This window comes from Rhodoferax ferrireducens, from assembly GCF_003347515.1.
Taxonomy (GTDB): domain Bacteria; phylum Pseudomonadota; class Gammaproteobacteria; order Burkholderiales; family Burkholderiaceae_C; genus Rhodoferax.
In genome coordinates, this window is the sequence record NZ_QEII01000323.1 from 44,232 (window position 1) to 69,376 (window position 25,145).

The following is a 25,145-nucleotide window of genomic DNA, read 5'->3' on the forward strand; positions in this document are numbered from 1 at the left end:
TCCATTTCCTTATCCTTTTTGTACTTCGGTTAGTAATCGGTCGCGCGCCTCATTGCGGGAAAGATCAGCCATCTGAGACAGTGCTTCCCATGCGGCGGGATTGTGGCGCATGATGTAGGTGCGGTTCTCGGGGTAGCGCTTGGCGCGCCATTCCGAAATCAGTGCGGTGATGAGGTGGCGTGTCGCCATGAGATCGGCCACGATCTCCTGCTCGACTTCGGTAAGCGGCAGCGTCGCGTGATAGGCCCCGACGAACTGCGCCGGTCCCTCGAACGGATCGGCGTTGCCAGTCATGTGAAAGGCCGCCGCCGTAGCGACCTCGCCAACCAGCGGTGCATGCAGCATGTCGCCGAAGTCGATAATCCCCACTATGCGTTCATGATCGTCGGGTGCGACCAGCACGTTGTAGAGGTGGTAGTCGTTGTGGATGACCTGCGCCCTCACCGAGGCCAGACGCGGCAGGACATGGTCCGTGAAGCGCTTCATGAACAACTCGGCGAGCGCGCGACGCGGGGCGTCATCGATGCCGTCGAGCTTGTCTGTCAGCCGGTGCGCTGCGGAGACATTCCAGAGCAGATCGTGCGTCGCCGAAGGATGCGTGAAATCGCGCAAGGCGAGGTTCAATTTGGCGAGCAATGCCCCCATTGCCCGACGCTGCGCGGCAGTTCGGGGAGTCTCCCGGATCTGGATGCCGTCGAGATAGGTCAGCATCCGCACGGTGGTTTGGACCACGCCGGCCAACGCCACCGTGTCGCGCGTCTGGCCGCCAAGCGTTCGCACCACGCGTGGCACCGGCAGGTCGGGCGATACGCGGGCCATGTGCTCAAGAGCACCAATCTGGAAATCGACGACCGAAACCGGCTCGGATGGATTGCTGATCTTGAAGACGTAACGCGTGCCGTCCGCGGTCTCTATGGAACAATTCTGGTCGCGCTCGCCCGCCAATGATTTGACGCTGCCATCGATACCGTAGAGACGACTGACCAGGGCCCCTACCTCGTCTGGGGCAAGGCTGGGCACTGCTGTACTCAACGCCGCTGCCTCGATCGGACGATTCTCCGGCATCACGCGCCTCGTTTCATCGTTGCGGTCTGGGGCAGACATTCGAGTCCAAGCAAACCAGGAAGTTGGCGAATATCGGTCAACCTGTTGACACCATAACCGTCGCACGCGGGCTCGTGACCGCGATCGATGAACGCTTTGGCCATGAATCCCAGATCGGACGCCGTCATGAGGTCGTAACGAAAGCTCGACGAGACGTGCATCATCTGGTCAGGACCGCAGCCGAGTTGATCGAACATATATTCGAACATTTGGGCCCGTGGTTTGTAGGCATGTGCTTCCTCGGCGGTGTACACGGCGTGGAAGGGGGCCTTGAGATGGGCGACGCTATGCGGAATCAAATCGACCATCGAGTTCGACAGGATCACCAATGGGATGTGCGGAGCGATTGCCTCCAACGCCTCGACCACGTTCGGATGGGGCTGCCAGGTCGGGACGGCGTCGTACAACGCGATCGCATCGGATTGACGATATTCAACGCCGTGTGCCTTGCACGCCCGTTGAATGGAATTTTCAACAACGTCAAAGAACGGTTTCCACTCACCTAATACTTCATCAAGGCGGTAGAACCCGAAACTGTCTAGGAAAGCCGGCATCCGATTGGCCGGAACACGATTTTCGAAAATTTTCTTTGCAGTCGGCCCCATTTCGAAGTTAATGAGCGTCCCGTAACAATCGAAGCTGATGAATTTTGGCTTGTATATCATTTGGTAAATCTCCTACAGGTGGATGAATACAAGTTTAGAGTTCTCAGTGCTACGGAGATGCTTTATTGCCGTGAGACTCAAGCAATTTCCACTTGAATCTGGAGCATGCCTGGCATTTTCCGTGGCGTCCGTTGAGGTCGAACTTTGTCGGGGCATGTTCGTCCGACTTTCTGTTGTCGCGACAGCCTGGAGTGGATTTCGTGTCGGTGCCGGGGAGATGCAACTCTCCAGGAGCTGCGTCCCCGATCTGTATTGACCAGCTTTTTCTGCTCAGATCAAGCTGCTAATGTGAATGCTCTGCTGATGGCCGTTGGGCGGCGGAACCCGGCGCGGGTTGATGCCATTGATCAACTGCACGTCGCCCGACGGCAGCGCATTAACGCGCTCCGTCTCATCAGGAAGTGCGCATGACGTCGCGAGATTTGGATTTTCTCGATGTCGCGGTTTTGGTCGACTTGCAGTCTCCGCACACGCCGTAGAGGGACAGTGAATGCTCATGAAGAGCAAAGCCGCGTTCCTTCGCGATTTCTTCCTGGCGCCGTTCGATGCCGCTGTCAACGAATTCGTCCACCTTGCTGCAGGCGGTGCAGATCAGGTGGTCGTGATGACTGCCTTCATTGAGCTCAAACACTGCGGCGCCCGACTCGAAATGACGGCGGATGACAATGTCCGTTTCGGCAAACTGCATCAGCACGCGGTAAATGGTCGCGAGACCAATGTCGATCTTCTCGTCGATCAGGAAGCGGTAGATCTCTTCCGCCGACAGGTGCTTGGTTTCGCGCTCATGAAAGAGCTGCAGGATGCGCAACCTTGGCAATGTCGCTTTCAGGCCGGATTGGCGCAGTGCTTTGGGAATGTCTACTAGTTCGTTCATCAAAAAAACTCGCAGATATTGCTGCCTGCGAGCCAAGCTTCCAGAGGATGAGGAGACAAATTCAAAAGCGCCGGTGCTCTAAAACATTACGCCGGGCGGTAGAACGTTGAGTGCCGGTGACAGGGCGTCGAGTATTCGAAGGAGCGCTGAGCTTACTCAACAAGCTTGTATATCTCTGCAAGGTCGCATAAGTCCCAGTTCCCGCCAGTCAGTACTACGCAAACTTTTTCATCCGGTCTGACTTTTACGACACCGGCCAACAATGCTCCAATACCAATCGAAGCGGCGGGTTCCGCGATCAATTTCGCATCCTTGGCAAGTGCACGCATACCCGCGATGATATATTCGTCTTCAACGAGAACAATCTCATCCACATACTTTTCAATGATGGGATATGGGTTTTGACCTGGCACGCTTATTCGTAAACCGTCCGCAATGGTGTTTCTTAACGGAAGCGATGTACGTTCCTTATTGATCCTGCTGTGGAAATACTTCGGTGTCAAGGCAGGCTCTGCGCCTATAACGCGCACCGATGGTTTTGTTTCTTTGATGGCGGTAGCGATGCCTGAAATGAGGCCTCCGCCGCCCATGGGAATAATGACCGTATCCACATCTTCCAAATCCTCCAATATTTCACACCCTATGGTTCCCTGACCAGCCATTACCAGAGGGTCCTCAAAAGCGTGAACTACTGCGTATTTGTTTTCTTCGGCAATTTCATACACCCTCTTCCATCTGGCGGCAGTATCGCCATCGAAAAGAATGACTTCTGCCCCAAGGGCTTTTGTATTGTCAATTTTAATTTTTGGCGTGGTAACCGGGAGTACCAATAACGCTTTTACGCCCAGCATTCTGGCGGCGTAAGCAAGCCCCTGGGCATGATTGCCCGAAGAAGTGGCGATGATGCCGTTGGCTATTTCTTCCTTGGGGAGCGAAAGTGCTTTGTTCAGAGCGCCTCGAATTTTAAAGGCGCCCGTAATTTGCAAGGTTTCAGGTTTGAGATACAGCTGACAACCAACGGCTTTTTCCAACTTTTCTGCACGCAATAACGGCGTATGTTTGATGTGGGGCCTCAGCCGTTCCTGGGCTTCTCGAATGTCCTGAATGGTAGGGTAGTTGCGCATAGTGTTTTTCGCCTTTCAATTTCCAAACTTACGCTCCTTCGAACCTAAGAGGAAAGCTTTAATCGATGGTTAATTTGATTTTTGGGCCAAGCCGCGGATTTGCTCACAAGGCATTGCACACTCGGCCAAGAGCAAGAACTATTCAATGAACTCAAAGAAAGTGCCAACATTACGTTCTATTGCGTTCTGATAGATTTTGTTCGAAGTCGTGTTGTCCTGTATGGCCATTCCTGTGGAGTCGAAAATGGTGATTTCCTCATCATTTTCTCGTCCTGGCTTTTTACCTAGCAATATCTCGCCAATTTCTCCATGGATGTCGTCTTTGGTGATGATATTTTTGTTCAAGGGATGCCACGTTTCGCCTTTTTCGGTGCACTGTGCAATGGAATCAACGACTACTTTTGCATTCCTGAAGATCTCAGGATCCAGTTCTTGTTTACCCTGTTGATCTGTACCAATGGCAACAATATGTGTACCGGGCTTTACCCAGTCTGCTTCCACAAGCGACCCTTTCCCTCGGGTCGTGGTGATCAAGATATCAGCCTGCTGAACAGCTTCTTTCTTGGAATTAGCCATCATTACCGGAATGCCGAATTCGCTTTCGATATCCGTTTTAAATTTGGAAAGCGTATCCGGGTTTCTGTTCCATGCATGGATCTCTCCAATTTTCATAACCTCGCTGATTGCCCGGATTTGCATCCTTGCCTGATTCCCTGTGCCGATAGAGGCAATTTTCTTCGCATTTTTTCTTGCCAGTACTTTTACTGAAATGGCACCACATGCCCCAGTTCTGAGGCCAGTGATCAAACTTCCATCCATCACGCAAATCAACGCACAGGTCGTGGCATCAAATAGCAGAATGGTCCCCATGCCGCTCGGCACGCCGTGTGTTGTTGGGTTATCAATGAACCCTCCAGAAGACGCTTTCATGGAGATCACTTCATTGGATTTATAGTAACCAAGCTTGAAGTCGATATCCCCGCGAGGTGAAGGAAGATCTATCCCTATATAGCTAGGCTGCACCACCTGGTTACTGTTAAAGGCTTTGTATGCTTCCTCCACCGTACCTATGACTTCCTTCATAGATATTAATTTGCTTACTTCATCTTTCTTGAGCAGCAGAGTTTTCATTTGTATTACCCCTCGATTTTTTAAATGTCGAACATACCGGCAGGCATCGTATTGAAACCCGTTAGTAGCCACGCCCCCTGTCGACCAGCCCAACCATTGGCAGGCCTTGCCGGTACCGGCGCAGGTTGTCGACCACGGCATCGACCGCCGTCTCGGGCTGCGTCATGCTGGCGATATGCGGTGTGATCACCACCTTGGGATGTGTCCAGAACGGGTGTTCGGGCGGCAGCGGTTCCGGTTCGCACACGTCCAGCATCGCACCGGAGAGCTGTCCTGTATCCAGTGCCTGCAGCAGGTCGTCCTGCACCAGGTGGCCGCCACGCCCTACGTTGATCACGGTGGCACCGCGTGGCAGCTGGTCGAAGAGCCGCTTGGAGAAAATGCCTCGGGTGCTGTCGGTCAGTGGCAGCAGGCAGATCAAGATGTCCGTGCGCGCCAGAAAATCCCGCAAGCCATCGGGGCCGTCGTGGCACTGCACACCGTAGATCTGTTGCGGCGATCGGCTCCAACCTGCGCAGGAAAAGCCAAAGGCGCGCAGGCGGTCCAGCACGGCGCGGCCCAGGGTGCCCAGGCCCATCACACCCACGCGCCGCGATGATGCGGGGTGCACACGGTGCGCCTTCCAGGTATTTTCACGTTGCTGATCGAGGTAGGTGCGCCAGTCGCGATGAATGGACAGCACAGCAAGCGTCACGTACTCGACCATGCCATGGATGATGCCCGATTCGACCATGCGCACCACCGGCAGTGTGGCGGGAATGGTGGAGAAGTCGAACTGGTCGGTTCCTGCGCCGGTCGAGAACAGGACTTCCAGATTCGGAAACTGTGTGCTCAGGTCAGTCGGCGGCTGCCAGGCAGCCAGAAAGCGTACCTCCCGCGGGTCCCCGATATCGGGCCAGATCCGAAACGGCAGCTCCGGCATCTTGCGGGCAAACAGTTCTGCCCATACCGCACCGCGAACCGGATCAGATTTGTAGACAAAGGTCATGCGCGGTTCATTCGGCGCTGAGTCTGGCGATTTCCCGCATCAGCAACGACGGGCTGGCTAAGACCGGGCATGTCAGTTCCGCGGCGAGCCTGTCGCGCAAATGCGCCAGCGACGCCTGAGCAAGCACCAGCACATCCACCTCTTTGGACATCTCGGTGGCCGCCTCGTAAAGAATGGCGTCATGCCGCGCACGATCGCCTGCCATCAGCGCCTGGTAGGCCTCGGCGCGCAGCACAGTCTTGATCATGATTTCGCGCCCTTGCTCTGCGGCATGCGCGCGCAGTAGTGCACTGCTCGGTTCCACCGTGCTGGATGCCGTGCAGAGCAGACCAATGCGCGGGCCGCTGCGCGCCGCTTCCGACGCCATCGGGTCATCGATCTTCAGGATCGGCTGCGTCACGATGCGCCGCGCGATATCGACGGCCGGCGACGTCGATGAACAGGTGACGACGATCAGGTCGGGCTGCGCTTGCGCCGCCAGCACGATTTGATCAACCACGCGCCGGTAAACCAGCGGCTGCGGCGCTCCGCGCAACAGGTCTTGCAACAGGCTTTCGTTAAGGATATGAAAGCAGTCGGCGGTGGGAATTTCGGCGCGCGCGCGCGTCCGAAACTCATCGACCAGGAAACCGACGGTATGGATAAAGGCAATGCGTTTGGTCATTCAAAATTCTCCTGCAAGCTGGATTGAGCGCGGCATCGGCCATCCGCCTGCGGCGGGTTGAGGGTGTTGAAGAGTTTCTTAGATGTCGAGCTTGAAGACCGACTTGAGTTCTTCGATCTGCTCGGTGTTCAAAGGGCTGGTCGGCGTATTGCGCAGCAGCAGGAACAGCTTGGCCGTCTCTTCCAGTTCCTCCGTTGCGTAGACGGCAGCTTCGAGCGAGGTGCCGGAAACCACCGGCCCGTGATTGGCAAGCAGCACAGCACAATGCTTGCGCGCAAGGCCGCGGATCGCATCGCCCAACGCGGGATCGCCGGGGCGGTGATAGGGAATCAGCGGCAGGAGGCCGACCTTCATCACGAAGTAAGCCGTCATGGGCGGGATGCAATCGTCATGGTTCAGGCCGCACATGCAGGAGACGGCGGCGGAATGCGTGGAATGCAGGTGCACGATGGCGCCCGCGCCCGCACGCTCCTCGTACATCGCGCGATGCAGAAAGGCTTCCTTGGAAGGCGCATCGCCGCTGACGTGGCGGCCGTCCCAGTCGAGCTTGGTCAGTCGTGCCGGATCGAGGCGGCCGAGGCAGACATTGGTCGGCGTCAGCAACCAGCCGTCGTCCAGCCGCACGCTGATGTTGCCGCTGCTGCCGGCGGTCAAACCGCGGTCGAACAGCGAGCGGCCGAATCCGACCATCTCTTCGCGCAATGCGGCTTCGTCGCGGCCGGTGGAAATCATCGTGCTCATTGCAGTCTGGCCCAGGCCTTGAGGAAGAAATCCTCGCTGCCGAAATTGCCGGACTTGAGCGCGAGCGCCAGCGGCGGCGTGCCGTCGTCGTCGTGCAGGGTGCTGGTCCATGGCACGCCAGGATCGATTTCGGGCCCGATGCGCAATCCCTTCACGCCGAGCGCTTTGACGACCGCGCCTGAAGTCTCGCCGCCGGCCACGATCATCTGGCCCACGCCAAGCAGCACCAGGCCACGCGCAATCGTTGCCAGCGCATTCTCCACGAGTTCGCCCGCATGCGCCACGCCGAGTTCGGCCTGCACCTGCCTGACTGCCTCGGGCGTGGCCGTGGCATAGATCAATACCGGTTGCTGCGCGATGCGACCACCTGCCCAGTCGAGAGCAGCAGAAACCACATCCTCACCGCGCGCCAGCTGTATCGGATCGATGTTGAAGGAGGGAAAGGACGCGCGCATCACTTCCACTTGCCTTTGCGTGGCCATGGAACAGCTGCCCGAAATCACGGCGCGCAGGCCGCCGGTCTTCGGCAGCGCATCGGCAACGGCATTCTCGGCAAGCAGGCCGCGCAAACGGAAGTTTTGCGGCAAGCCGAGCGCGATGCCGGAACCGCCGGTCACCAGCGGCAGATCGGCACAGGCCGCGCCTATCGCGTCGAGGTCCGCATTGGACAGCGCATCGACGATGGCAAAACCGTGGCCCTGCTGGCGCAGCGCGGTGAAGCGTTCACGGATCGCCGCATCGCCCCTGCTCACCGTCGCGTAATCGACGAGGCCGACCTTGCGCCCCGCCTGCTGCTGCAGCACGCGCACCAGGTTCGCGTCGGTCATCGGCGTCAGCGGATGGTTGTGCATGCCGGACTCGGAGAGCGGCACATCGCCGACGAAAAGATTGCCCTTGTAGAGGGTACGTCCGTTGGCGGGAAAGGCCGGGCAGGCGATGGTGAAATCGGTCTCCAGCGCCTGCATCAAGGCTTCGGCGACGGGGCCGATGTTGCCGCGCGGCGTGGAATCGAAGGTCGAGCAATACTTGAAGTAGAACTGCCGACAGCCTGCCTCGCGCAACCAGCGCAAAGCGGCAAGCGATTCCGCCACCGCGTCCTCGACCGGATTGGTGCGCGATTTCAACGCGATCACCACCGCGTCGACATCATCGGGCGGCGGCCCCTCCGGCACACCGATCAATTGCACGGTGCGCATGCCCGCCTTCACCAGCATGCCGGCGAGGTCCGTGCCGCCGGTGAAATCGTCCGCAATGCATCCCAACAGTGCTGTCATGGCCATCGCCTATTTACGCCGGGCGGTAGATCACGTACACCTTCGCCACTTGCCCAAGGCTCTCCCAGCTGCAAGAGGCCTTCTGCTCGATGAGGAAGATGTCGCCCTTCGAGAACGTGCCGCTGCGACCCGTTTCATCGACGAAGGTCACGCTGCCTTCCAGCAGGTGCATCAGTTCCATGTGGCGGAAGAACATCGCGCGGCGGGTATAGGGCGTCGAGTCCCAGGTGCCGCAGGTGAATTCGCCGTCGGCCGAACGGTAGTCGGTGTAGTTGCGGCAAACCGGCGCCGGTGTGAGCAGAAGCTCGGCCAGCGGCCCGCCCGCTGACGGTCCCATCTCTGGGTTCTCCTTGATTGGCACGATGGCGCCGTCGCCCGCCTGGCTCTTGTTGTAACGGGTGAAGATCAGCGACACCGGTCCTTGTGCGGACCAGGTGAATGCCGCACCCTGCTTGAGCAGCGCGCTCTGGTTCGGCCCCAGCGTCAGGGTGGAGCCCTGCTGCGTCAGGGTCAGACTGCCTTCGTTGACGATGATGAATTCATCCTTTGGCAGGGACTGCACGGAGCCGCTGCCGGCGTCGAGCGCGATGACGCCCGCGGTGACGGGGCTCGGCTCCCAGTCCAGGACGCGGCGGCTGGAAAGGAAACGGTCCTCTCCCGTCGCAGTTTTCACTGCGGTGCCCAGGCTCTTGTCGCGCGCGAACTGGCGCAGATCGACGAAGGATGGCGGGTTAGCCAGCATGGCCGCTGCTTGCTGCAAATTCGACATGGTTTGTTCTCGATTCGATAATGATGTAAATAAAGGCTACGCCGCTTGCGTTGCAAGCTTGGCGAAACGCCCGATGTGGTAACACTCGATCGGCGTGCTGGTGCTGCCGGTATGGATCAGTTCCGCCATGACGTCGCCCACGCCCGGTCCCAACTGGAAGCCTTCGCCGGAGAAGCCAAAGGCGTAGTACAGGCCAGGTACGCGCGCGCTCGGCCCCATGACCGGCCGACTGTCTTCCATGTAGCCCTCGATCCCGCTCCAGACGCGAATGATGTTCAGGTGCTTGAATGCGGGCACCACGCGCGGCGCGTTCGTCAGCTTGTACAGCGTTCTGTTCGGATTCACGTAGGCGCGCCGATTCTCCATATCCACCGGTTCATGACCGCCGCCGCCGATGATGATGTTGCCGCGCGCAACCTGGCGGAAGAAGACGACTTGCTCGAACACGTCCGCCTGAGCACCAATCGTCGGCCCGATGGCGTAAGGCACCGGTTCGGTGACGCACATCTGCGGCGCTTTGGCGATCATCGGCACCGGCTCGCCGAAGCTTTCGCTGATGCGATTGCCCCATGCACCGGCGGTGATGAGCGCCACGGGCGCACGGAAGGTCCGGCCATCGGCGGCGGTCACGCGGAAGTCCCCGCCCTCCTTTTCGACACTCACGATGTCGGTGTTTTCAAACAGCTGCGCGCCTTCGCGCACCGCGGCACGGCCGATTGCCGGCGCCGCCAGGCGGGGATTGGCATGACCGTCGTGGGGGGCATAGCAACCCGCAGTGACTTCCGGCCCCAGGTAGGGAAAACGCTCGTGCAGCGCTTTCGCGCTCAGCATTTGCATATCCAGGCCGAAGGAGCCGGCATCCTCCGTATACTTCACCATTCGTTCCTCGTGCGCCGGCGTGAAGCCGGTACGCAGATGGCCGTTCAGCAGGAGCTCGACGTCCGAACCGAACAATTCCTTGAAGTTCAGCCAGGTCTCGCGCGCGCGGTTTGACAGCGGCAGTTGCTCGACGGGGCGGCCCATCCGGCGCGTGTTGCCGAAGTTGACACCGCTGGCCTGCTGGCCGACCAATCCCCGCTCGAGCAGGATGACCGACACCCCGCGCTTGCGCAGGAAAAAGGCCGAGGCGGCGCCCATGATGCCGCCGCCGACGATGATGACATCCGCTTGAATCGCACTCATTGATCCTCCTCCCGCACTGCAAGCGACAGCGGCTTGACCGGCGCCTGGCCGCGCAGCCGCCCTACCAGTTCCACTGGAACACCGGCGGCATGGGCGATGACTTCCGCCCCCGCGTTTGCGCAATAACGTCCCTGGCAGCGCCCCATGCCGACGCGGCTGAAGGCCTTGGCCCGGTTCGCTTCCTGCGCACCCATTTCACACACCACGCGGCGCAATTCGCCGGCGGTGACCGCTTCGCAGCGGCAGACGATGGCCTCGTCCGGCAATTCGGCTGCCTGCTTCGCCGGCCATGGGAAGGCTTGCACCAGTCCGCGGCGGAAGCGGTCCATGCTGGCCTGCGCCCTCCGCAGCTGCTGCAATTGTTCATCGTCCACCTTGAGATGGAAATCCTTCAGCACGGCCATGGCCGCAAGACGGCCGCCGATCTCGGCACCGTCCGCGCCCAGCACGCGCACGCCGTCGCCGGCCAGGTACACGCCCGGCACCGAGCTGCGGCCGTCCTCCCCGAGCTCGGGCAGCCACTGGCGCGTTTCCTGGTCGAAGCGGAACGCGCAGCGCGCCAGGTCGGCGAGCTGGGTCTCGGGGCGCAGGTGGTAACCCATGGCGACGGCGTCGCAGTCGAAGCTGCGCACCTTGCCGCGGCCGTCGCGCACCGTCACGCCCTGCACGCCGTTGTCCGCGGAACCGGTGATCTCGAGCGGCGTGACGCCGGTCAGCACCGGCACGCCGGCGCGCTTCAAGCCGGCCACCAGGCGCAGGCCCTCGATCAGCACCTTGGGGCGCGCCAGCAGTTTCGGCAGCGCGGCGACACGGCGCATCAGGGGCGAGGTGTCGAGCACGGCGGCGACTTTCGCGCCCGCCTTGACGTATTGCGAAGCGACCAGGTACAGCAGCGGCCCGGTGCCCATGAACACCACCTGGCGGCCGATCGCGCAGGCCTGCGCCTTCAATGCGATCTGCGACGCGCCCAGGCTGTAGGTGCCGGCAAACTGCCAGCCCTTGACGGGCATCAGGCGGTCGGTCGCGCCGGAACAGATCACCAGCGCATCGTAGGGCAAGGCTGAGGTGCGCTCGTTCTTGACGACATTCAGCTTCTTGTCGGAGATGTTCCAGGCCAGGGTTTCCGGCCAATAGTCGATCTTGTCGCGCAGCGCATCGAAGCTCTCGTGCAGCGCCTGGGCGGAGGCGGCCACGGTGCCGTACAGCTTGGCGTAGGGCCGGGTAAAGTTGTCCGGCTGGCGGCGGTAGATCTGGCCGCCGTCGCGGCGGTTCTCGTCGATCACGATCGGGCGCAGGCCGGCGGCGACCAGCGTCTGCGCGCAGCGCACGCCCGACGGCCCGGCACCGACGATGATTACGCGAGGTTGGGCCATGTCGCCTCCGGTTGTTTTGTGACGATATGCATTCCTTCTCCTACCACGGTGGTGCAAGCGCGCAAGCGCTCGCCGTCAGCGGTCCAGACCCAGCAATCCTGGCACGCGCCCATCAGGCAAAAGCCGGCGCGCTTGCCGTCGCCGAATTCGGACTCGCGCAGGTGCCGCACGTTGTTGAGCAGGGCGACCATCAGGGTGTCGCCGGCGAGCGCCTCGACCGTGTGGCCGTCGATCATGATGCGCACGCGCGCACGGTTGGTTTCCGCCAATCGGATAAAACGCTGACTCATGCCACGCGTCCTTCTACCAGGCGCAGTGGCGTCTGTATGTCGCGCAATGTCGCTTCTGAATGATGGCAGAGAATGCTGCCGCCATTGTCGAGCACCCGGCGCGGCGGCGGCAGGTTGTTGCACACGCCGTCCACGCGTAACGAGCAGCGATCGAGGAAGGAGCAGATACCGCGCATCTGGCCGGACGATGTCAGCGCCGGCAACCCGGCCGGGTTGCGTTCGCCCACTTCTTCCAGCCAGCCGCGGCGCAGCGCCGGCACCGACGAGATCAACAAGTGCGTATACGGATGGTAAGGCGGCAGCGCCAATGCCTCGCGCTTGCGCGCCTCCACCTTGTGGCCTGAATACATCACCACGATCTCGTCGCAGATGGCGCGCACCGTGTTGATGTCATGGCTGATGAACATGTAGGACACGTTCAGCTCCTTGCGCAGTTCGGCCATCAGTTCGAGGATGGCGGCGCCGACCACGGTATCGAGCGCGGACGTGACTTCGTCGCACAGGATCAGGTCAGGCTGCGCGGCCAGCGCACGCGCCAGGTTGATGCGCTGCTTCTGGCCGCCGGACAATTCCCCCGGCAAGCGGTCGGCCACTGTTGACGGCAATTTGACCAGGTCGAGCAGCTGCAATACCCGCTTGCGGCGTGCTTCGCCCTTCATGTCGTGGTAGAACTCAAGTGGACGCGCGAGGATGCGTTCAATTGAATGCATGGGATTGAGCGCGGTATCGGCACTCTGGAACACGAACTGGATACGGCGGAATTGTTCGCGCGTGCGTCCTTCGAGCGTGGGCGCCAGGCGCTTACCGTCCAGCAGGATCTCGCCTTCCGAGGGTGCGACCATGCCGGCGATAGCGCGCGCCAGCGTGGTCTTGCCGGAGCCCGATTCGCCGATCACGCCGATGGTCGCGCCGCGCGGGATGACGAGGCTGATGTCGTCCAGCACGCACTTGATCGGCACGCCGCGCTTGGCGACGCCGTAGGAGGCGTAGAGGCCGCGCACTTCCAACAGCGGGTGTTCCTGTGTCAACTTGACCTCGACGCTTGCTTCACTGCGCTGCTTGGGCGCGATCGCGGCCAGCAGGCTCTTCGTGTAAGGATGGGCAGGCGCGGACAGTATCTGCGTGGTCGATCCGATTTCTCGAACCTCACCGTCGCGCAGCACCACGATGCGGTCGGCCATTTGCGCGACCACCGCCAGGTCGTGCGAAACATAGACCGCCGTGCTGCCGCGCTCCTTCACTACCTTCTTGAAGGCGCGCAAAACCTCGATCTGCGTCGTCACGTCCAGCGCCGTGGTCGGCTCGTCCATGATCACCAGTTCCGGGTCGGTGATCATGGCCATCGCCGCCATCAGGCGCTGCAACTGGCCGCCCGACACCTGGTGCGGATAACGCATGCCGATCTTTTCCGGGTCTGGCAGAGCCAGCGCACGGAACAACTCGACCGCCTTGGCTTCGGCGACTTCGCGCGACATCACCTTGTGAATCAGCGCGCTCTCGACCACCTGGTCCATCAGGCGTTTGGACGGGTTGAAGGAGGCGGCGGCGCTTTGCGCAATGTAGGCGACCGTACGGCCGCGCAACTTCGCCAACTGACCTTCGCTCATCGACAGCACCTCGTGCCCGGCAACGGTTACCGTGCCGCCGGCCAGACGGCAGCCGGCGCGGGCATAGCCCATCAGCGCCAGCGCGATGGTCGTCTTGCCAGAGCCGGACTCGCCGATCAATGCGAGCACCTCGCCTTTTTGAATCGAAAAATCAGCGCCATGGACGATGGGCACATCCTCGTCCATGTCATTGCGGGCGGTGACCCGCAGGCCGGATACCTTGACGATGTCGTTCATATCATGCCTCGCTTCCACGGCGCTTGCGGCCGGCAAAACTGTCGATGGCCATGTTGACACCGATGGTCAACGTCGCGATGGCAATGGCCGGGATGATCACCGCCGGTGCGCCTTCGGAGAGGCCGATGATGTTTTCACGTACCAGCGATCCCCAGTCAGCCTCCGGCGGCTGCACCCCGAGCCCGAGGAAGCTCATGCCGCTCAGCATCAGCACGATGAACACGAAGCGCAGGCCGAAGTCGGCGAGCACGGGACGGAACATGTTCGGCAGCATCTCGAAGAGGGTGATGTAGAACAGGCCTTCGCCGCGTGCGCGCGCCGCCTGCACATAGTCCATGGCCTGCACATTCACGGCCAGGGCACGGGCGATGCGGTAGGCGCCGGCCATGTAGCCAACACCGGCCGTCAGGATCAGCACCGGGATCGAGGCGCCGAACGCGGCGATGATGATCAGCGCCAGCAGTTTGCTGGGGATGCTGATCTTGATGTCGATGATGCGGCTGACGATGGCGTCGAACCAGCCGCCCAAAGCCGCAGCGAACAAGGCCAGGACGGTGCCGCCGATGCTGGCCAGCAGCACCCCAGCCAGCGCCACGCCGATGGTGTACGGCGCACCGTGCAGGATGCGGCTCAGCATGTCGCGCCCGAGGTAATCGGTGCCAAGCGGGTGTTGCGCGCTCATCGGCGCGAACACATCGTCGCCGGTGACGCCGCCTACACCATACTGGGCAATGTAGGGCCCGATCAGGGCCATCAGCAGCCAGAACGTGACAATCACGATGCCGATCACGCCCGCTATTGGCAGGCGGCGGCGCGGCTTGCGCTTGACGGTGGGAGTCATAACGGGGGTATTCACGGGGTTGTTCATTTACGCAGCCTCGGGTTGGAAAGAATCGCGGCCATGTCAGCCAGGGTCAGCAACACCAGATAGCCGGCACAGAAAATCATGGCGCAGGCTTGTACCACCGGCATGTCGCGCATAGTGACGGAGTCGACCATCAAGCTGGCGATGCCCGGATAGTTGAAGATCGATTCAACGATGATTACGCCGCCGATCAGGTAAGCCAGGGAGAGCGCCACCGCGTTGGCGATCGGGCCGACCGCGTTCGGCAGTGCATGGGCCAGCACCATGCGAATCGGCCGCACGCCCTTCAGGCGCGCCATCTCGACGTAGGAAGAATTGAGCTGGTCGATCACCGCGGCGCGGGTCATGCGCGCCATCTGCGCCACGATCACGCAGCACAGCGTCATCACCGGCATCGCGTACACGCGCAGGAACTGGCCGAAGGTGGCGATATCCTCGGTACGCGACAGCGCGGACAGCCAGCGCAGCTTGACTGCAAAGATCAGCACCGCCACGGTGGCGATCAGGAATTCCGGTACCGACACCGTCCACACCGTCGCCACGCTGACCGTGCGGTCGAACAGCGAGCCGCGGTACATCGCCGACGTGATGCCGATGGCCAGCGCAACCGGCACCGATACGGCTGTCGTTGCCGCCGCCAGCATCAGCGAGTTCGGCAAACGTCCGCCGATCAGATCTGCCACCGGCAAGCCATTGGCCAACGCAATGCCGGGATTTCCAGTCAGCAGCCCGCCCAACCAGTGGAAATACCGGACATAGGCAGGCTGGTCCAGCCCGAACTTTGCCCGCAAGGCAGCGAGCAGTTCAGGCGTGGACTCCTGCCCGAGCAGTGCCTGCGCCGCATCGCCCGGCAACAGGTTGGTGATCGTAAAGATCACGACCGAAACGGCCAGCAGAGTCAGCGCGCCGACACCGAGCCGATTGATGACGAGTCGTACAGTGGTACCGTTCATGATTGAACCTTTCATCATTAAAGTGGCCGATATCGTGCAGATTTAGCACAGACACCGGCCATCTGTCGTCAGGCTTCGAGCCAGACGTGCTCGGCAAATTCCATGCCCATCAGGCCGCCCAGCGGGTGACTGCTGTAGCCCTTGAGCTTGTTGGTGAAACCGTCGATCGAGTGGATGAACATCGGAATGCCGACGCCACAGCCCTCGTGCGCCATCACCTGCATGTCGCCATACATCTGCTTGCGCTTGGCTTCATTGGTTTCACCGCGCGCCGCATCCAGCAACTGGTCGAACTGCTCGTTCTTCCAGCCCGACACGTTCGTCGGCGAATTGGACTTGTAGAACAGCGTGAACATCAGGTCGACCGTCGGACGCGGACTGACGTTGCCGAAGGACAGCGGATGCTTGGCCCAGTGGTTCGACCAGTAGCCGTCCGCCGGCATGCGCTTGATGTCCAGGTTAAGGCCGACCTTCTGCGCCGACAATTGCAGGATCTGCGCCATGTCGACCGAACCGGTGGCCGCCGTCGATGCCACCACCGGCAGGGTCATGCCGGCCATGCCGGATTTCTGCAGGTGGAACTTGGCCTTGTCCAGGTCGTATGCGCGTTGCGGCAGGCCGGAAAAGTAGTAACGGCTTGAGGCCTGGACAGGCTGGTCGTTGCCGATGAGGCCGAAACCGCGCATGGCCACCTTGCGGATTTGTTCGCGGTCCAGCATGTATTTCATCGCCAGCACGAAATCCGGGTTCTTCACCGGGCCGAGATTGTCGCGCATGATGATGTCGGTGTAATGGCCGGTCTTCGATTCGAATAGCGTGTAGCCGGGAGCAGCCGTTACGGTCGGCGCCGAGCGCGGGTTAATGCCATTGATCAGGTGCACGTCGCCCGACAGCAGTGCGTTCACGCGCGCCGCCTCGTCGGGAATCGAAAAGTATTCAATCTCATCGAGGTAGGGCTTGCCTGGCACCCAGTAGTCGTCATTGCGCACGCTGATCGAGCGCACGCCCGGCTTGAATTCCTTGCACTTGTACGAACCGGTGCCGATCGCGGTGGTGAAATCCGTCGTGCCGTCCTTGATGATCGAGAAATGAGGGGTGCCCAGCAGTGCCGGCAGGTCGGCGTTGGGCGAATTCAATTTGATCTGGAGTTCGAGCGGGCCGGTCGCCTTGACTTCCTCGAACTCTTCGGCCACCGCCTTGACCTTCGAGAGGGTGGCGGGATTCTTGTGGCGCAGCAGGGAATACACCACGTCGGCCGAGATCAGCGGCTTGCCGTCATGGAAGCGCACATCCTTGCGCAGCTTGACGGTCCACAACGCCCCGTCCTTGGTAGTGATCGATTCGGCAAGCGCCATCTGGGGAGTGAGCTTGGTGTCGATGGCGGTCAGGCGGCTGTAGAACATGAAGTGGCGCACATAGTCGGCGAAGCCCCCACCCTTGGCCGGATCAAGCGTGTCCGCGGTGGAACCGGCACCAACGGCGACGCGGATCTTGCCGCCCTTTTTCGGGGTCTGGGCAAAGGCGATGCCGGTGTGTGTAAGCAGAGTGCCGGCGGCGGAAGCAACCATGCCGCTGGCCAAAAGCTTTTGCATCACATCGCGGCGCGATACGCCGCGCTTGAGGTCGTCGACGATGCGGTCGCCTATCTCGGAATGCTGCGGGTTGACGATATTGAATTTTCTGTCGCTCATGTCTGTCTCCTCAAAAGTTCTTGGTAAATATATACAACGTTTTCCTGAGCCTTGCTGCCGCCCGGTCTCACCCGGCTCAATGCAACCAATCCTGCACCCGGTAATAGGCTCCCACTATCGGCAAAAACCAGGGCTTGCCGAAGTGGCCAGGTATCGCCGGCCACTCCAGTCCCCGCCATGGATTCAGTTCGGGGTGTCCGGCCATGACATCGGCCATCACCTGCCCCATGTGAACGGACATCTGCACGCCATGTCCGCTGTATCCGGTCGAGTAATACATTCCGCGGTGCTCGCCGGCGCGCGGCAAACGATCCGCGGTCATGTCGACCAATCCACCCCAGCAGTAGTCGATACCCACGCCGCGCAGCTCGGGGAAGAATTCCTCCATTGCGGAGCGCAGGATGCGCCCGCTCTTCTGGTCCGAGGTCGGATTGGACATCGCAAAACGCGCGCGCCCGCCGAAAATCAAACGGTTGTCGGGCGAGAGGCGGAAGTAATTGCCAATGTTCTTCGAGGTGACGTAGTTGCGGCGTTGCGGCAGCAGGCGGTCGAGCAAGGCCTTGTCCAGCGGTTCGGTACCGATGATGAAGCTGCCCACAGAGATCATGCGGCGGCGGAAATAAGAGAACGGGCCCGTGCGGGAATTTCCCGTGGCCAGCAGCACTTGTTTGGCATCGAGGGTGCCGCGAGCGCTGGTGACGCGAAAGCCGCCATCGGAACGGCGCTCCAACCCGGTCACCGGCGCATTTTCAACAACACGCGCTCCGTTTCGGGCAGCGGCCTCTGCCAGCCCTACGCCAAACTTGCCCACGTGCAGCTGTGCACTGGATTTCTGCAGCAGCCCGCCAAAGAATTTGTCGGAACCGATTTCAGACCGGATGCGATCCGCCGGCACCATCTCGGCATGCGGATCAACCTCGCGGCGCAGCAGGTCGCAGGCGCGCGCCAGCTTGTCGTAGTGCTCAGGCTTGGCGGCCAGCTTGAGCTTGCCGACACGCTTGAAGTCGCAGGCGATATCCTCCTGCTTGACCAGCGCCTCGACTGTATGAAACGCCGCGTCGTAAGCCTGGTAGAAGGCGCGCGCCTTCTCCACGCCGAGACGCCCGGCGAGCGCGCCGAAATCATGCGCTGTGCCGCTGCTGCAGTGGCCGCCGTTGCGCCCGGATGCCTCACCCACGACGCGGCCCGCTTCGAGCACGACCACTGATGCGCCGCGCTTTGCCAGCGCCAGCGCGGCCGACAAGCCGGTAAAGCCCGCCCCGACCACAACGACGTCGGCACGTCCCGATACCGGTCCTTGCGCACCGCTGGTGAAGGCAGGTGCGGTATCTAGCCAATAGGATTCCAGTTTCATCGCTGCGTCCTGTCTTGGTGGCTTTCCGGGTTCATGGGCATCGTGCTTACAGACCGACGAGGGCCGGCAGACTGCTCAGGTCCTTCATTTCGTGGGAACCCCAGACCGGCCAGCTCGGCTCGTGGCCGCGCCCGATGAACGCCCTGTTCTTGATGCCGATGTCGTCCGCCGACAGGTGGTCGTAGCGATAGCTCGACGACACATGCAGGATGTCTTCCGGGTTGCAGCCCAACTGATCGATCATGTATTCGAAAGCTTGCAGACGCGGCTTGTAGGCTTGCGCCTGCTCCGCGGTGTAGACGCGGTGAAACGGTGCACTCAGCTTGGCGACGCTGTGGGGGATCAGGTCATTCATGGAGTTGGAGAGGATCACCAGCTTGTACTCCTTGGCCAGGCGGGCCAGCGCAGCCGGCACGTCCGGCCACGGATTCCAGCTCGGCACGGCCTCGTAGAACTTCAAGCCTTCGTTGTCGCGGTATTCAATACCCCAGTGGCGGCAGGTGCGCTGCACCGCATTGCAGACGATCTGGTTGTACGGCTTCCAGTCGCCCATCACCTCATCCAGGCGGTAGGAGGAGAAATCGCGCGTGAACTGCCCCATGTTTTCCGGAGCAATGCGGTCGGCAAAAATCTCGCGCGCCACATCCGCCATCTGGAAGTTGATCAGCGTTCCGTAGCAATCGAAGGAGATGTACTTCGGCCTCAAGTTGGTAGTCATGGTTCAGGTTCCTTTGTTTGACAAATTCGGGCCTACGGAGTCGCTGCGTCCGGTCGGCGGCTTGGGTTCGAAAAGCACGTTCTCGCTGGCTATTTGCACTCGCTGGAATGTTGCCTTCTGGAAATAATTAGACCACCTCTGCCCTGCATAAATGTCTTGTTTTCATACCGTTCAAGCACAGAAACAGCGGTGTTTAAGGTGCCGATCAGCATAATTTGCTGAGCCCGAAATCGACGAGCACACTCTTGTAGCGCAGGTTCGCCTCGTACGCCTGGCGCCCGAGATCCTTGCCGATGCCGGAGCGCTTGTAACCGCCGGTTGGGATCACGAAGTCCGAGGTGCGGCCGTAACGGTTGATCCATACCGTGCCCGCTTCGATGCCCCGTGCCATGCGCAATGCACGGCCGATATCGGCGGTATGGACACCGGCCGCCAGGCCGTACTCCGGATGGTCGGCAAGCACAAGCGCCTCATCCTCGTCATCGAAGACCTGCACCGTGAGTACCGGCCCGAAAATTTCGGTTTTTACTGCTTCCATGCGGGGGGCGGTATTGGCCAGGATGGTCGGCTGATAGAACGCGCCTTCGTTGCCGGTTGCGATACGGCTGCCGCCGGCAACGATGCGCCCGCCTTCAGCTACCGCGCGCTGCACAATGCCATCAATCCGCTCCATTTCCCGGTTCGAAATGATCGGGCTCATGGTGGCATCTGGATCCCAGGTATTGCCTGCTTTGAGCTCCGCAAAGATCGCGGAAAGACGCGCAATGAACCGGTCCGCGATCGCACGCTGCACGATCAGGCGAGACCCGGCCACGCAGACCTGGCCGGCATTGAGCGTGATGGCGCGCGCAACGGTGCGAGCGGTTTTTTCCATGTCGGGCACGTCGGCGAATACGATCTGCGGGCTCTTGCCGCCCAGTTCGAGCGTCACTGACTTGGTGCCGTTTTCCGCGCATGCCGCCATGATCGCGGCGCCAGTCCGGGTTGAGCCGGTGAAGGTCACCTTCGATATCCTGGGATGGCGGCACAGGGCGTCCCCGGTCACCCGGCCGTCGCCTTGCACAATGTTGAAGATCCCATCCGGTATGCCGGCCTCGGTCGCCAGTTCGGCGATACGCAGCACGCTGAACGGCGTCATCTCGGAGGGCTTGAGGACGACGGCATTTCCTGCCGCCAGCGCCGGCGCCACTTTCCACGACGACATCACGAGCGGCAAGTTCCAGGGCGCAATGGCGCCGATGACGCCATACGGCTCGGCGATGGTCATGCCGAGATGGTCGGTGCGCGTCGGCGCGACGTCACCGCCGATTTTGTCCGCCCACTCGGCAAAGAAACGGATGCCGTCCGCGGTGAACGGCACATCCCAGCTCGCCGCATCCTTGACCGGTCGCGTCGAACCGATCGCCTCGAGCGGCGCCAGGGTCTTCACATCGGCATCGATCAAATCCGCCCAGCGGCGCAGGATGCGCGCGCGGTCGCGCGGTGCGCAGCGCGCCCAGTCGCTGGTCTTGAATGCGCGCCAGGAATCCTGCACCGCACGGTCGACAAGATCCGCATCCGCCACCGGCAGGCCGGCATAAACCTTGCCGTCGGAAGGACGCTTCACATCCAGCGTATCCGCCTTGCCCTCCACATATTGTCCGCCGATAAAATGCGCGCTGCGCACTGCAACCTGATCCGGGTCGAAGCGTTCCATTAGCAATCCTTTCAAATGAATGCGAATCAGGCAGGCACCAGGAATCTGCACCGGCCCGAATGGCTGTGTCTGGATCTTAAGAGCGCTACCGAAGTATTTCCTGCGGTCTCAAGCACCCACTGCGACACAAGATTTCGTTCTGGAGGCGCCGACAAAAGATCGTGTTGAATTGCATTTCTCCGCTGCCAGCCGCACATGTATGTGGCAAGATAGCTTTACTCTGAAGAGTCACGGGACTCACAAAATGCGGTCTGGAAAACGGTGCAGGAGCAATGCCGCTTTTGGTTCTGTAGCAGTCCGAACAGATAAGGAACAAAGCATGAATGATCGAACGTCGAACGGTGCCGTCCGCTACCGAAGGATGACGAAGGATGACTTGCAGATGGCGCACAAGCTGTCGATTTCGGTGCTGTGGCCACACCGGCTGAACGACTGGAAATTCATCCATGGACTGGGCGAGGGCATCGTCGCCGAAGACGGTTCCGGCATCGTTGGAACGGCGATGTGCTGGGTCCATGGGTCCAACTATGCTTCGCTCGGCATGATGATTGTCTCGCCGGAGCACCAGCGCAAAGGCATCGGATGCGAACTGGTGTCACGAATCCTGAAGGAAGTTGGCGACCGCACAATCCTGCTGCATGCCACTGCGGGCGGCGTGAAATTTTGTGAAAGTTTCGGCTTCGTGCAGACCGGCTGGGTCCACCAGCATCAAGGCAGCGTCTTCCGCGCACCGCTCGTGCCGCTCGGCGCAGGCGAGCGCATCCGGCCCATCAGTTCGCGGGATGAACCGGCGCTCAGCGAATTGTCCAGGCGCGCAGTCGGCATGCCGCGCGCCACCGTGCTCAAGCATCTGATGGACGTGGCGGACACCGTCGCCATCGACCGCTACGGCGAACTGATCGCCTTCGCGTCGCTGCGCAAGTTCGGACACGGCTATGTGATCGGTCCCGTTGTCGCTCCCGATGCCGAGCGTGCCAAGGTCCTGATCGCCCACTGGGCGGGCACACATGCAGGCGCTTTTGTCCGCCTCGACGTGCCGGGCAGTAGCGACCTCAGCCCTTGGCTCACCGAAATGGGCCTGGTCCAGGTCGAGGCGACGGTACACGCGATGGCGCGAGGCGAACCGCCGCGGCCCGACCCCTCGGTCACACGCTTTGCGCTGCTCAGCCAGTCCCTCGGTTAGAGACATTGAATCATGACAATCCAGACTACCCCTACCGGAATCACTTACCGCCGAATGAACGGTAACGACCTGCCCGCAGCACATGCCCTGTCGCAAACGGTGCGCTGGCCGCACCGCCTTGAAGACTGGCAGTTCGTCCACCGCCTGGGCACCGGCTTCGTCGCGGAGGAAGGCGGCGCAATGATCGGCACCGCCCTGTGCTGGAAGCAGGGAGACGCACAAGCGTCGCTCGGGATGATCATCGTTTCGCCCGAACATCAGGGTAAAGGCATCGGCCGCGAGCTGATGAACCGGGTGCTGGAAGAGCTTGGCGGCCGCTGCACGCTGCTCATCGCCACGCCGGCCGGGCAGCCGCTCTATGAACGCCTCGGTTTCGTGGCGACGGGCACCATCCATCAGCACCAGGGCACGATGGCTTCCATCGCGCCCCTTGCACTCGCTTCCGGAGAGAACATCCGCCTGGCTGAACCAGCCGACATTGCAAAAATCATCGCATTGGCGAACCGGGCCACCGGCATGTCGCGCGACGCGTTGCTGAAACAGCTGGTCTCCGTGGCGGAGGGGGCTGTGCTCGAACGCCATGGCGAACTTGCGGGCTTCTCCTTCATCCGCCGCTTCGGCCGCGGACACATAATCGGGCCGATGGTGGCTACCGATAGCGAACGTGCGAAGGCACTGATCGCACACTGGTCGAGCGCCTATGCCGGTTCCTTCGTACGTGTGGACGTCACGGGCACAAGCGGCCTGGGCGCCTGGCTCACGGAGGCGGGATTGGTTCAGGTGGATACCGGGGTGGCCATGGCGCGTAACGGCGCGCCGCATCAGGACGAAGCCGTCAAGCAGTTTGCCATCGCCAATCAGGCGCTCTGCTGATATACGGCGCAAGGTATGCGCCAAAAGTCAGTATTGCCCTGAAGCCAGCAATAACGCAGGATTACGGTCCGCGTCAGAGACGCGCGTGGTGGGCTATATATCCCCCAGCTTGAATACAGTGACAAGTTGAGAAAGCTTGACGGCCTGCTGCCGCAGGGATTCGGATGCACCACCCGCCTCTTCCACCAACACGGCATTCCTTTGTGTCACACGGTCTATCTGACCGATCGCCAAGCTGACTTGATCAATGCCCGAGCTCTGTTTTTGACTCGCAACAGCGATATTGTTGACGATGTGTGCCACGCGCCCGACGCTTTCCATGATGTCGTTCATGGTATCGCCGGCCTGGTGCACGAGCTGTGCGCCGGCGTCGATCTTGCCCACCGAATCATCAATGAGCGTCTTGACCTCCTTTGCCGCGCTTGCGGAGCGCTGTGCAAGACTGCGCACCTCGCTGGCGACGACAGCGAAGCCCCGGCCTTGCTCGCCCGCACGCGCCGCTTCCACCGCCGCATTCAGCGCCAGAATGTTGGTCTGGAAGGCGATGCCGTCGATCACGCCAATGATGTCGACAATCTTCCTCGCCGATGCATTGATCGAATCCATCTTGCTAACCACCTCGGCCACGACGGCGCCGCCCCTTTGCGCAGTTTCGGATGCAGAGACAACGAGCCGGTTCGCATCGCGTGCGTTTTCCGCATTCTGCTTCACGGTTGACGTGATTTCTTCCATCGAAGACGCGGTTTCTTTTAATGATGAAACCTGTTGTTCGGTCTGGGAGCGAAGGTCCTGGCTTCCTGAAGCGACCTGCGCAGAGTCGCTGTTGATGGTCTGCGTCGCAAGATTGATCTGCCCGATGGTCTGCGTGAGGTTCCTTTGCATCGTGTGCATCGCGGCCAGAAGGCTGCCATCGTCCCCTTGCCGGAGTGCGACGTTCATGGTCAAGTCGCCGGCAGCGATGCTGCGTACGATATGCGCGGCATATTCGGGCTCGCCCCCGAGATCGCGGTAGATGTTTCGAATAAGGAAAAACCCAAATAGCGCTGCGATGAGCGTACACAACACAATCGCAATCGCTGCGGTATTGCGCAGCGCCGCATAGCGCGCTACAGCACGCTCATATTCGTCTTTCGCCGCCTCCACTTGCAATTTGCGCAAGGCATTGATGCCTTGCACGACGGCAGGTGCCAGCTTCTGAATCTTGTCCTGGGCTGTTTTAGCAGTTTCTACATCGCCGCTGCGCAAGGCGGACAAGGCGGGAAGAAAACCTTCTGTATTCATCCTGGACCATTCAGCCTCGAATTTATCGGCCAGGCGTTTCTCATCCGGCATGAGAATGACCGGCAGGTAGCCACTCCATGTCGTATTGATTTCGGTGATGTTTTTCTCGATTTGCGCCGATTCGGCTTTCACATCGACCATCGGGTCAGTGATCGCCAAGGACAGTGAAAGGCGATTGTGCAACATGAGCGCTTCTATTCTCGAGATCTGCTCCAGCACCACTGCCCGGTCTTCATAGACGGCCTTTAACCCTTCATTGGCTTTTTTCATACCATGCAAACCCAGCATGCCGATACCGGCGGCCAGTATCGACAGGAACGTGATCACGGCGATCAATCGCGATTTAATTGTCATGTGCGTTGTACTTCCTTCAGGAATGAAGATGCCGCTCGCGAAGGCAGCCGGCGCAATAAAGTATCCCACTGGGTACGCGGCAGAAAATGCCGAATACATCGCAAATACGCGATCTCCGGTGATTTCTACGCCGGTCTGCGAAAGCTAACGCTGC

23 protein-coding genes are annotated in these 25,145 nt (G+C 60.7%); 2 read left to right on the forward strand and 21 right to left on the reverse strand.

Going from position 1 to position 25,145, the window contains the following annotated elements; genetic code table 11:
• Nucleotides 1-9: 9 nt before the first annotated feature.
• The 20 genes from C5P05_RS30015 to C5P05_RS30110 all read right to left on the reverse strand — a co-directional run bounded on the left by C5P05_RS30015 (nt 10) and on the right by C5P05_RS30110 (nt 21,300).
• Complete coding sequence (locus tag C5P05_RS30015) at nt 10-1,065, reverse strand: phosphotransferase (protein WP_114973540.1); 1,056 nt, start codon at nt 1,063-1,065, stop codon at nt 10-12.
• Nucleotides 1,065-1,769: a haloacid dehalogenase type II gene (locus C5P05_RS30020; RefSeq protein ID WP_114973541.1), complete on the reverse strand. Its 705-nt coding sequence runs from the start codon at nt 1,767-1,769 to the stop codon at nt 1,065-1,067. The genes C5P05_RS30015 and C5P05_RS30020 overlap by 1 nt, the downstream gene beginning before the upstream one ends.
• 394 nt (nt 1,770-2,163) lie before the next feature.
• Entirely contained in the window at nt 2,164-2,643 is a 480-nt protein-coding gene (gene fur, locus C5P05_RS30025) for a ferric iron uptake transcriptional regulator (RefSeq protein WP_114973542.1), read from the reverse strand.
• A gap of 152 nt (nt 2,644-2,795) precedes the next feature.
• The gene (locus C5P05_RS30030; protein ID WP_114973543.1) at nt 2,796-3,767 is read right to left on the reverse strand and encodes a threonine/serine dehydratase; all 972 of its coding nucleotides are present in this window, start codon (nt 3,765-3,767) and stop codon (nt 2,796-2,798) included.
• A 138-nt stretch (nt 3,768-3,905) separates the two neighbouring features.
• Nucleotides 3,906-4,898 carry an ornithine cyclodeaminase family protein gene (locus tag C5P05_RS30035; RefSeq protein ID WP_114973544.1) on the reverse strand — a complete coding sequence of 331 codons (993 nt, stop codon included), beginning with the start codon at nt 4,896-4,898 and terminating at the stop codon, nt 3,906-3,908.
• A gap of 61 nt (nt 4,899-4,959) precedes the next feature.
• A complete protein-coding gene (locus tag C5P05_RS30040; protein ID WP_114973545.1) occupies nt 4,960-5,886 on the reverse strand; it encodes a 2-hydroxyacid dehydrogenase in 927 nt (308 codons plus the stop codon).
• A 7-nt stretch (nt 5,887-5,893) separates the two neighbouring features.
• Nucleotides 5,894-6,550 (reverse strand): aspartate/glutamate racemase family protein, encoded by a 657-nt coding sequence (locus tag C5P05_RS30045; RefSeq protein WP_114973546.1) that lies wholly within the window; start codon nt 6,548-6,550, stop codon nt 5,894-5,896.
• 78 nt (nt 6,551-6,628) lie between these two features.
• The gene (gene otnC, locus C5P05_RS30050; protein WP_114973547.1) at nt 6,629-7,291 is read right to left on the reverse strand and encodes a 3-oxo-tetronate 4-phosphate decarboxylase; all 663 of its coding nucleotides are present in this window, start codon (nt 7,289-7,291) and stop codon (nt 6,629-6,631) included.
• A complete protein-coding gene (otnK, locus tag C5P05_RS30055) occupies nt 7,288-8,565 on the reverse strand; it encodes a 3-oxo-tetronate kinase (RefSeq protein ID WP_114973548.1) in 1,278 nt (425 codons plus the stop codon). The genes otnC and otnK overlap by 4 nt, the downstream gene beginning before the upstream one ends.
• 13 nt (nt 8,566-8,578) lie before the next feature.
• Complete coding sequence (locus tag C5P05_RS30060) at nt 8,579-9,334, reverse strand: cupin domain-containing protein (RefSeq protein ID WP_114973549.1); 756 nt, start codon at nt 9,332-9,334, stop codon at nt 8,579-8,581.
• Nucleotides 9,335-9,370: 36 nt separating this feature from the next.
• The gene (locus C5P05_RS30065; protein ID WP_114973550.1) at nt 9,371-10,516 is read right to left on the reverse strand and encodes an NAD(P)/FAD-dependent oxidoreductase; all 1,146 of its coding nucleotides are present in this window, start codon (nt 10,514-10,516) and stop codon (nt 9,371-9,373) included.
• Nucleotides 10,513-11,889, reverse strand: coding sequence for an NAD(P)/FAD-dependent oxidoreductase (locus tag C5P05_RS30070; RefSeq protein WP_114973551.1), 1,377 nt, complete (start codon nt 11,887-11,889; stop codon nt 10,513-10,515). Before C5P05_RS30070 ends, C5P05_RS30065 begins: the two co-directional genes overlap by 4 nt.
• Nucleotides 11,871-12,179, reverse strand: a complete 309-nt coding sequence (locus C5P05_RS30075) for a (2Fe-2S)-binding protein (RefSeq protein ID WP_114973552.1) — start codon at nt 12,177-12,179, stop codon at nt 11,871-11,873. The genes C5P05_RS30070 and C5P05_RS30075 overlap by 19 nt, the downstream gene beginning before the upstream one ends.
• The gene (locus C5P05_RS30080; RefSeq protein ID WP_114973553.1) at nt 12,176-14,023 is read right to left on the reverse strand and encodes an ABC transporter ATP-binding protein; all 1,848 of its coding nucleotides are present in this window, start codon (nt 14,021-14,023) and stop codon (nt 12,176-12,178) included. Before C5P05_RS30080 ends, C5P05_RS30075 begins: the two co-directional genes overlap by 4 nt.
• A 1-nt stretch (nt 14,024) precedes the next feature.
• Entirely contained in the window at nt 14,025-14,891 is an 867-nt protein-coding gene (locus C5P05_RS30085) for an ABC transporter permease (protein WP_114973554.1), read from the reverse strand.
• Nucleotides 14,888-15,841 carry an ABC transporter permease gene (locus C5P05_RS30090; RefSeq protein WP_114973555.1) on the reverse strand — a complete coding sequence of 318 codons (954 nt, stop codon included), beginning with the start codon at nt 15,839-15,841 and terminating at the stop codon, nt 14,888-14,890. Before C5P05_RS30090 ends, C5P05_RS30085 begins: the two co-directional genes overlap by 4 nt.
• A gap of 68 nt (nt 15,842-15,909) precedes the next feature.
• A complete protein-coding gene (locus C5P05_RS30095) occupies nt 15,910-17,532 on the reverse strand; it encodes an ABC transporter substrate-binding protein (RefSeq protein ID WP_114973556.1) in 1,623 nt (540 codons plus the stop codon).
• Between the two features lie 76 nt (nt 17,533-17,608).
• A complete protein-coding gene (locus C5P05_RS30100) occupies nt 17,609-18,886 on the reverse strand; it encodes an NAD(P)/FAD-dependent oxidoreductase (protein WP_114973557.1) in 1,278 nt (425 codons plus the stop codon).
• 46 nt (nt 18,887-18,932) lie between these two features.
• Nucleotides 18,933-19,604, reverse strand: a complete 672-nt coding sequence (locus C5P05_RS30105) for a haloacid dehalogenase type II (protein WP_114973558.1) — start codon at nt 19,602-19,604, stop codon at nt 18,933-18,935.
• 205 nt (nt 19,605-19,809) lie between these two features.
• Nucleotides 19,810-21,300, reverse strand: coding sequence for an aldehyde dehydrogenase family protein (locus C5P05_RS30110; RefSeq protein ID WP_114973559.1), 1,491 nt, complete (start codon nt 21,298-21,300; stop codon nt 19,810-19,812).
• A gap of 319 nt (nt 21,301-21,619) precedes the next feature.
• On the opposite strand from C5P05_RS30110, the gene C5P05_RS30115 reads away from it, so the two are divergent.
• Nucleotides 21,620-22,483 carry a GNAT family N-acetyltransferase gene (locus C5P05_RS30115; RefSeq protein ID WP_114973560.1) on the forward strand — a complete coding sequence of 288 codons (864 nt, stop codon included), beginning with the start codon at nt 21,620-21,622 and terminating at the stop codon, nt 22,481-22,483.
• Nucleotides 22,484-22,537: 54 nt separating this feature from the next.
• Nucleotides 22,538-23,356, forward strand: coding sequence for a GNAT family N-acetyltransferase (locus C5P05_RS30120; RefSeq protein WP_232834723.1), 819 nt, complete (start codon nt 22,538-22,540; stop codon nt 23,354-23,356).
• Between the two features lie 93 nt (nt 23,357-23,449).
• Here C5P05_RS30120 and C5P05_RS35075 read toward each other — a convergent pair whose 3' ends face one another.
• On the reverse strand, nt 23,450-25,090 hold the full coding sequence (locus tag C5P05_RS35075) for a methyl-accepting chemotaxis protein (RefSeq protein ID WP_114973562.1): 1,641 nt from the start codon (nt 25,088-25,090) through the stop codon (nt 23,450-23,452).
• Nucleotides 25,091-25,145: the final 55 nt, after the last annotated feature.

Coding starts and splice junctions, on each gene's coding strand:
- C5P05_RS30015 (WP_114973540.1), bottom strand. CDS start 1,065: ATGCCGGAGAATCGTCCGATCGAGGCAGCGGCGTTGAGTACAGCAGTG.
- C5P05_RS30020 (WP_114973541.1), bottom strand. CDS start 1,769: ATGATATACAAGCCAAAATTCATCAGCTTCGATTGTTACGGGACGCTC.
- fur (WP_114973542.1), bottom strand. CDS start 2,643: ATGAACGAACTAGTAGACATTCCCAAAGCACTGCGCCAATCCGGCCTG.
- C5P05_RS30030 (WP_114973543.1), bottom strand. CDS start 3,767: ATGCGCAACTACCCTACCATTCAGGACATTCGAGAAGCCCAGGAACGG.
- C5P05_RS30035 (WP_114973544.1), bottom strand. CDS start 4,898: ATGAAAACTCTGCTGCTCAAGAAAGATGAAGTAAGCAAATTAATATCT.
- C5P05_RS30040 (WP_114973545.1), bottom strand. CDS start 5,886: ATGACCTTTGTCTACAAATCTGATCCGGTTCGCGGTGCGGTATGGGCA.
- C5P05_RS30045 (WP_114973546.1), bottom strand. CDS start 6,550: ATGACCAAACGCATTGCCTTTATCCATACCGTCGGTTTCCTGGTCGAT.
- otnC (WP_114973547.1), bottom strand. CDS start 7,291: ATGAGCACGATGATTTCCACCGGCCGCGACGAAGCCGCATTGCGCGAA.
- otnK (WP_114973548.1), bottom strand. CDS start 8,565: ATGACAGCACTGTTGGGATGCATTGCGGACGATTTCACCGGCGGCACG.
- C5P05_RS30060 (WP_114973549.1), bottom strand. CDS start 9,334: ATGTCGAATTTGCAGCAAGCAGCGGCCATGCTGGCTAACCCGCCATCC.
- C5P05_RS30065 (WP_114973550.1), bottom strand. CDS start 10,516: ATGAGTGCGATTCAAGCGGATGTCATCATCGTCGGCGGCGGCATCATG.
- C5P05_RS30070 (WP_114973551.1), bottom strand. CDS start 11,889: ATGGCCCAACCTCGCGTAATCATCGTCGGTGCCGGGCCGTCGGGCGTG.
- C5P05_RS30075 (WP_114973552.1), bottom strand. CDS start 12,179: ATGAGTCAGCGTTTTATCCGATTGGCGGAAACCAACCGTGCGCGCGTG.
- C5P05_RS30080 (WP_114973553.1), bottom strand. CDS start 14,023: ATGAACGACATCGTCAAGGTATCCGGCCTGCGGGTCACCGCCCGCAAT.
- C5P05_RS30085 (WP_114973554.1), bottom strand. CDS start 14,891: ATGAACAACCCCGTGAATACCCCCGTTATGACTCCCACCGTCAAGCGC.
- C5P05_RS30090 (WP_114973555.1), bottom strand. CDS start 15,841: ATGAACGGTACCACTGTACGACTCGTCATCAATCGGCTCGGTGTCGGC.
- C5P05_RS30095 (WP_114973556.1), bottom strand. CDS start 17,532: ATGAGCGACAGAAAATTCAATATCGTCAACCCGCAGCATTCCGAGATA.
- C5P05_RS30100 (WP_114973557.1), bottom strand. CDS start 18,886: ATGAAACTGGAATCCTATTGGCTAGATACCGCACCTGCCTTCACCAGC.
- C5P05_RS30105 (WP_114973558.1), bottom strand. CDS start 19,604: ATGACTACCAACTTGAGGCCGAAGTACATCTCCTTCGATTGCTACGGA.
- C5P05_RS30110 (WP_114973559.1), bottom strand. CDS start 21,300: ATGGAACGCTTCGACCCGGATCAGGTTGCAGTGCGCAGCGCGCATTTT.
- C5P05_RS30115 (WP_114973560.1), top strand. CDS start 21,620: ATGAATGATCGAACGTCGAACGGTGCCGTCCGCTACCGAAGGATGACG.
- C5P05_RS30120 (WP_232834723.1), top strand. CDS start 22,538: ATGAACGGTAACGACCTGCCCGCAGCACATGCCCTGTCGCAAACGGTG.
- C5P05_RS35075 (WP_114973562.1), bottom strand. CDS start 25,090: ATGTATTCGGCATTTTCTGCCGCGTACCCAGTGGGATACTTTATTGCG.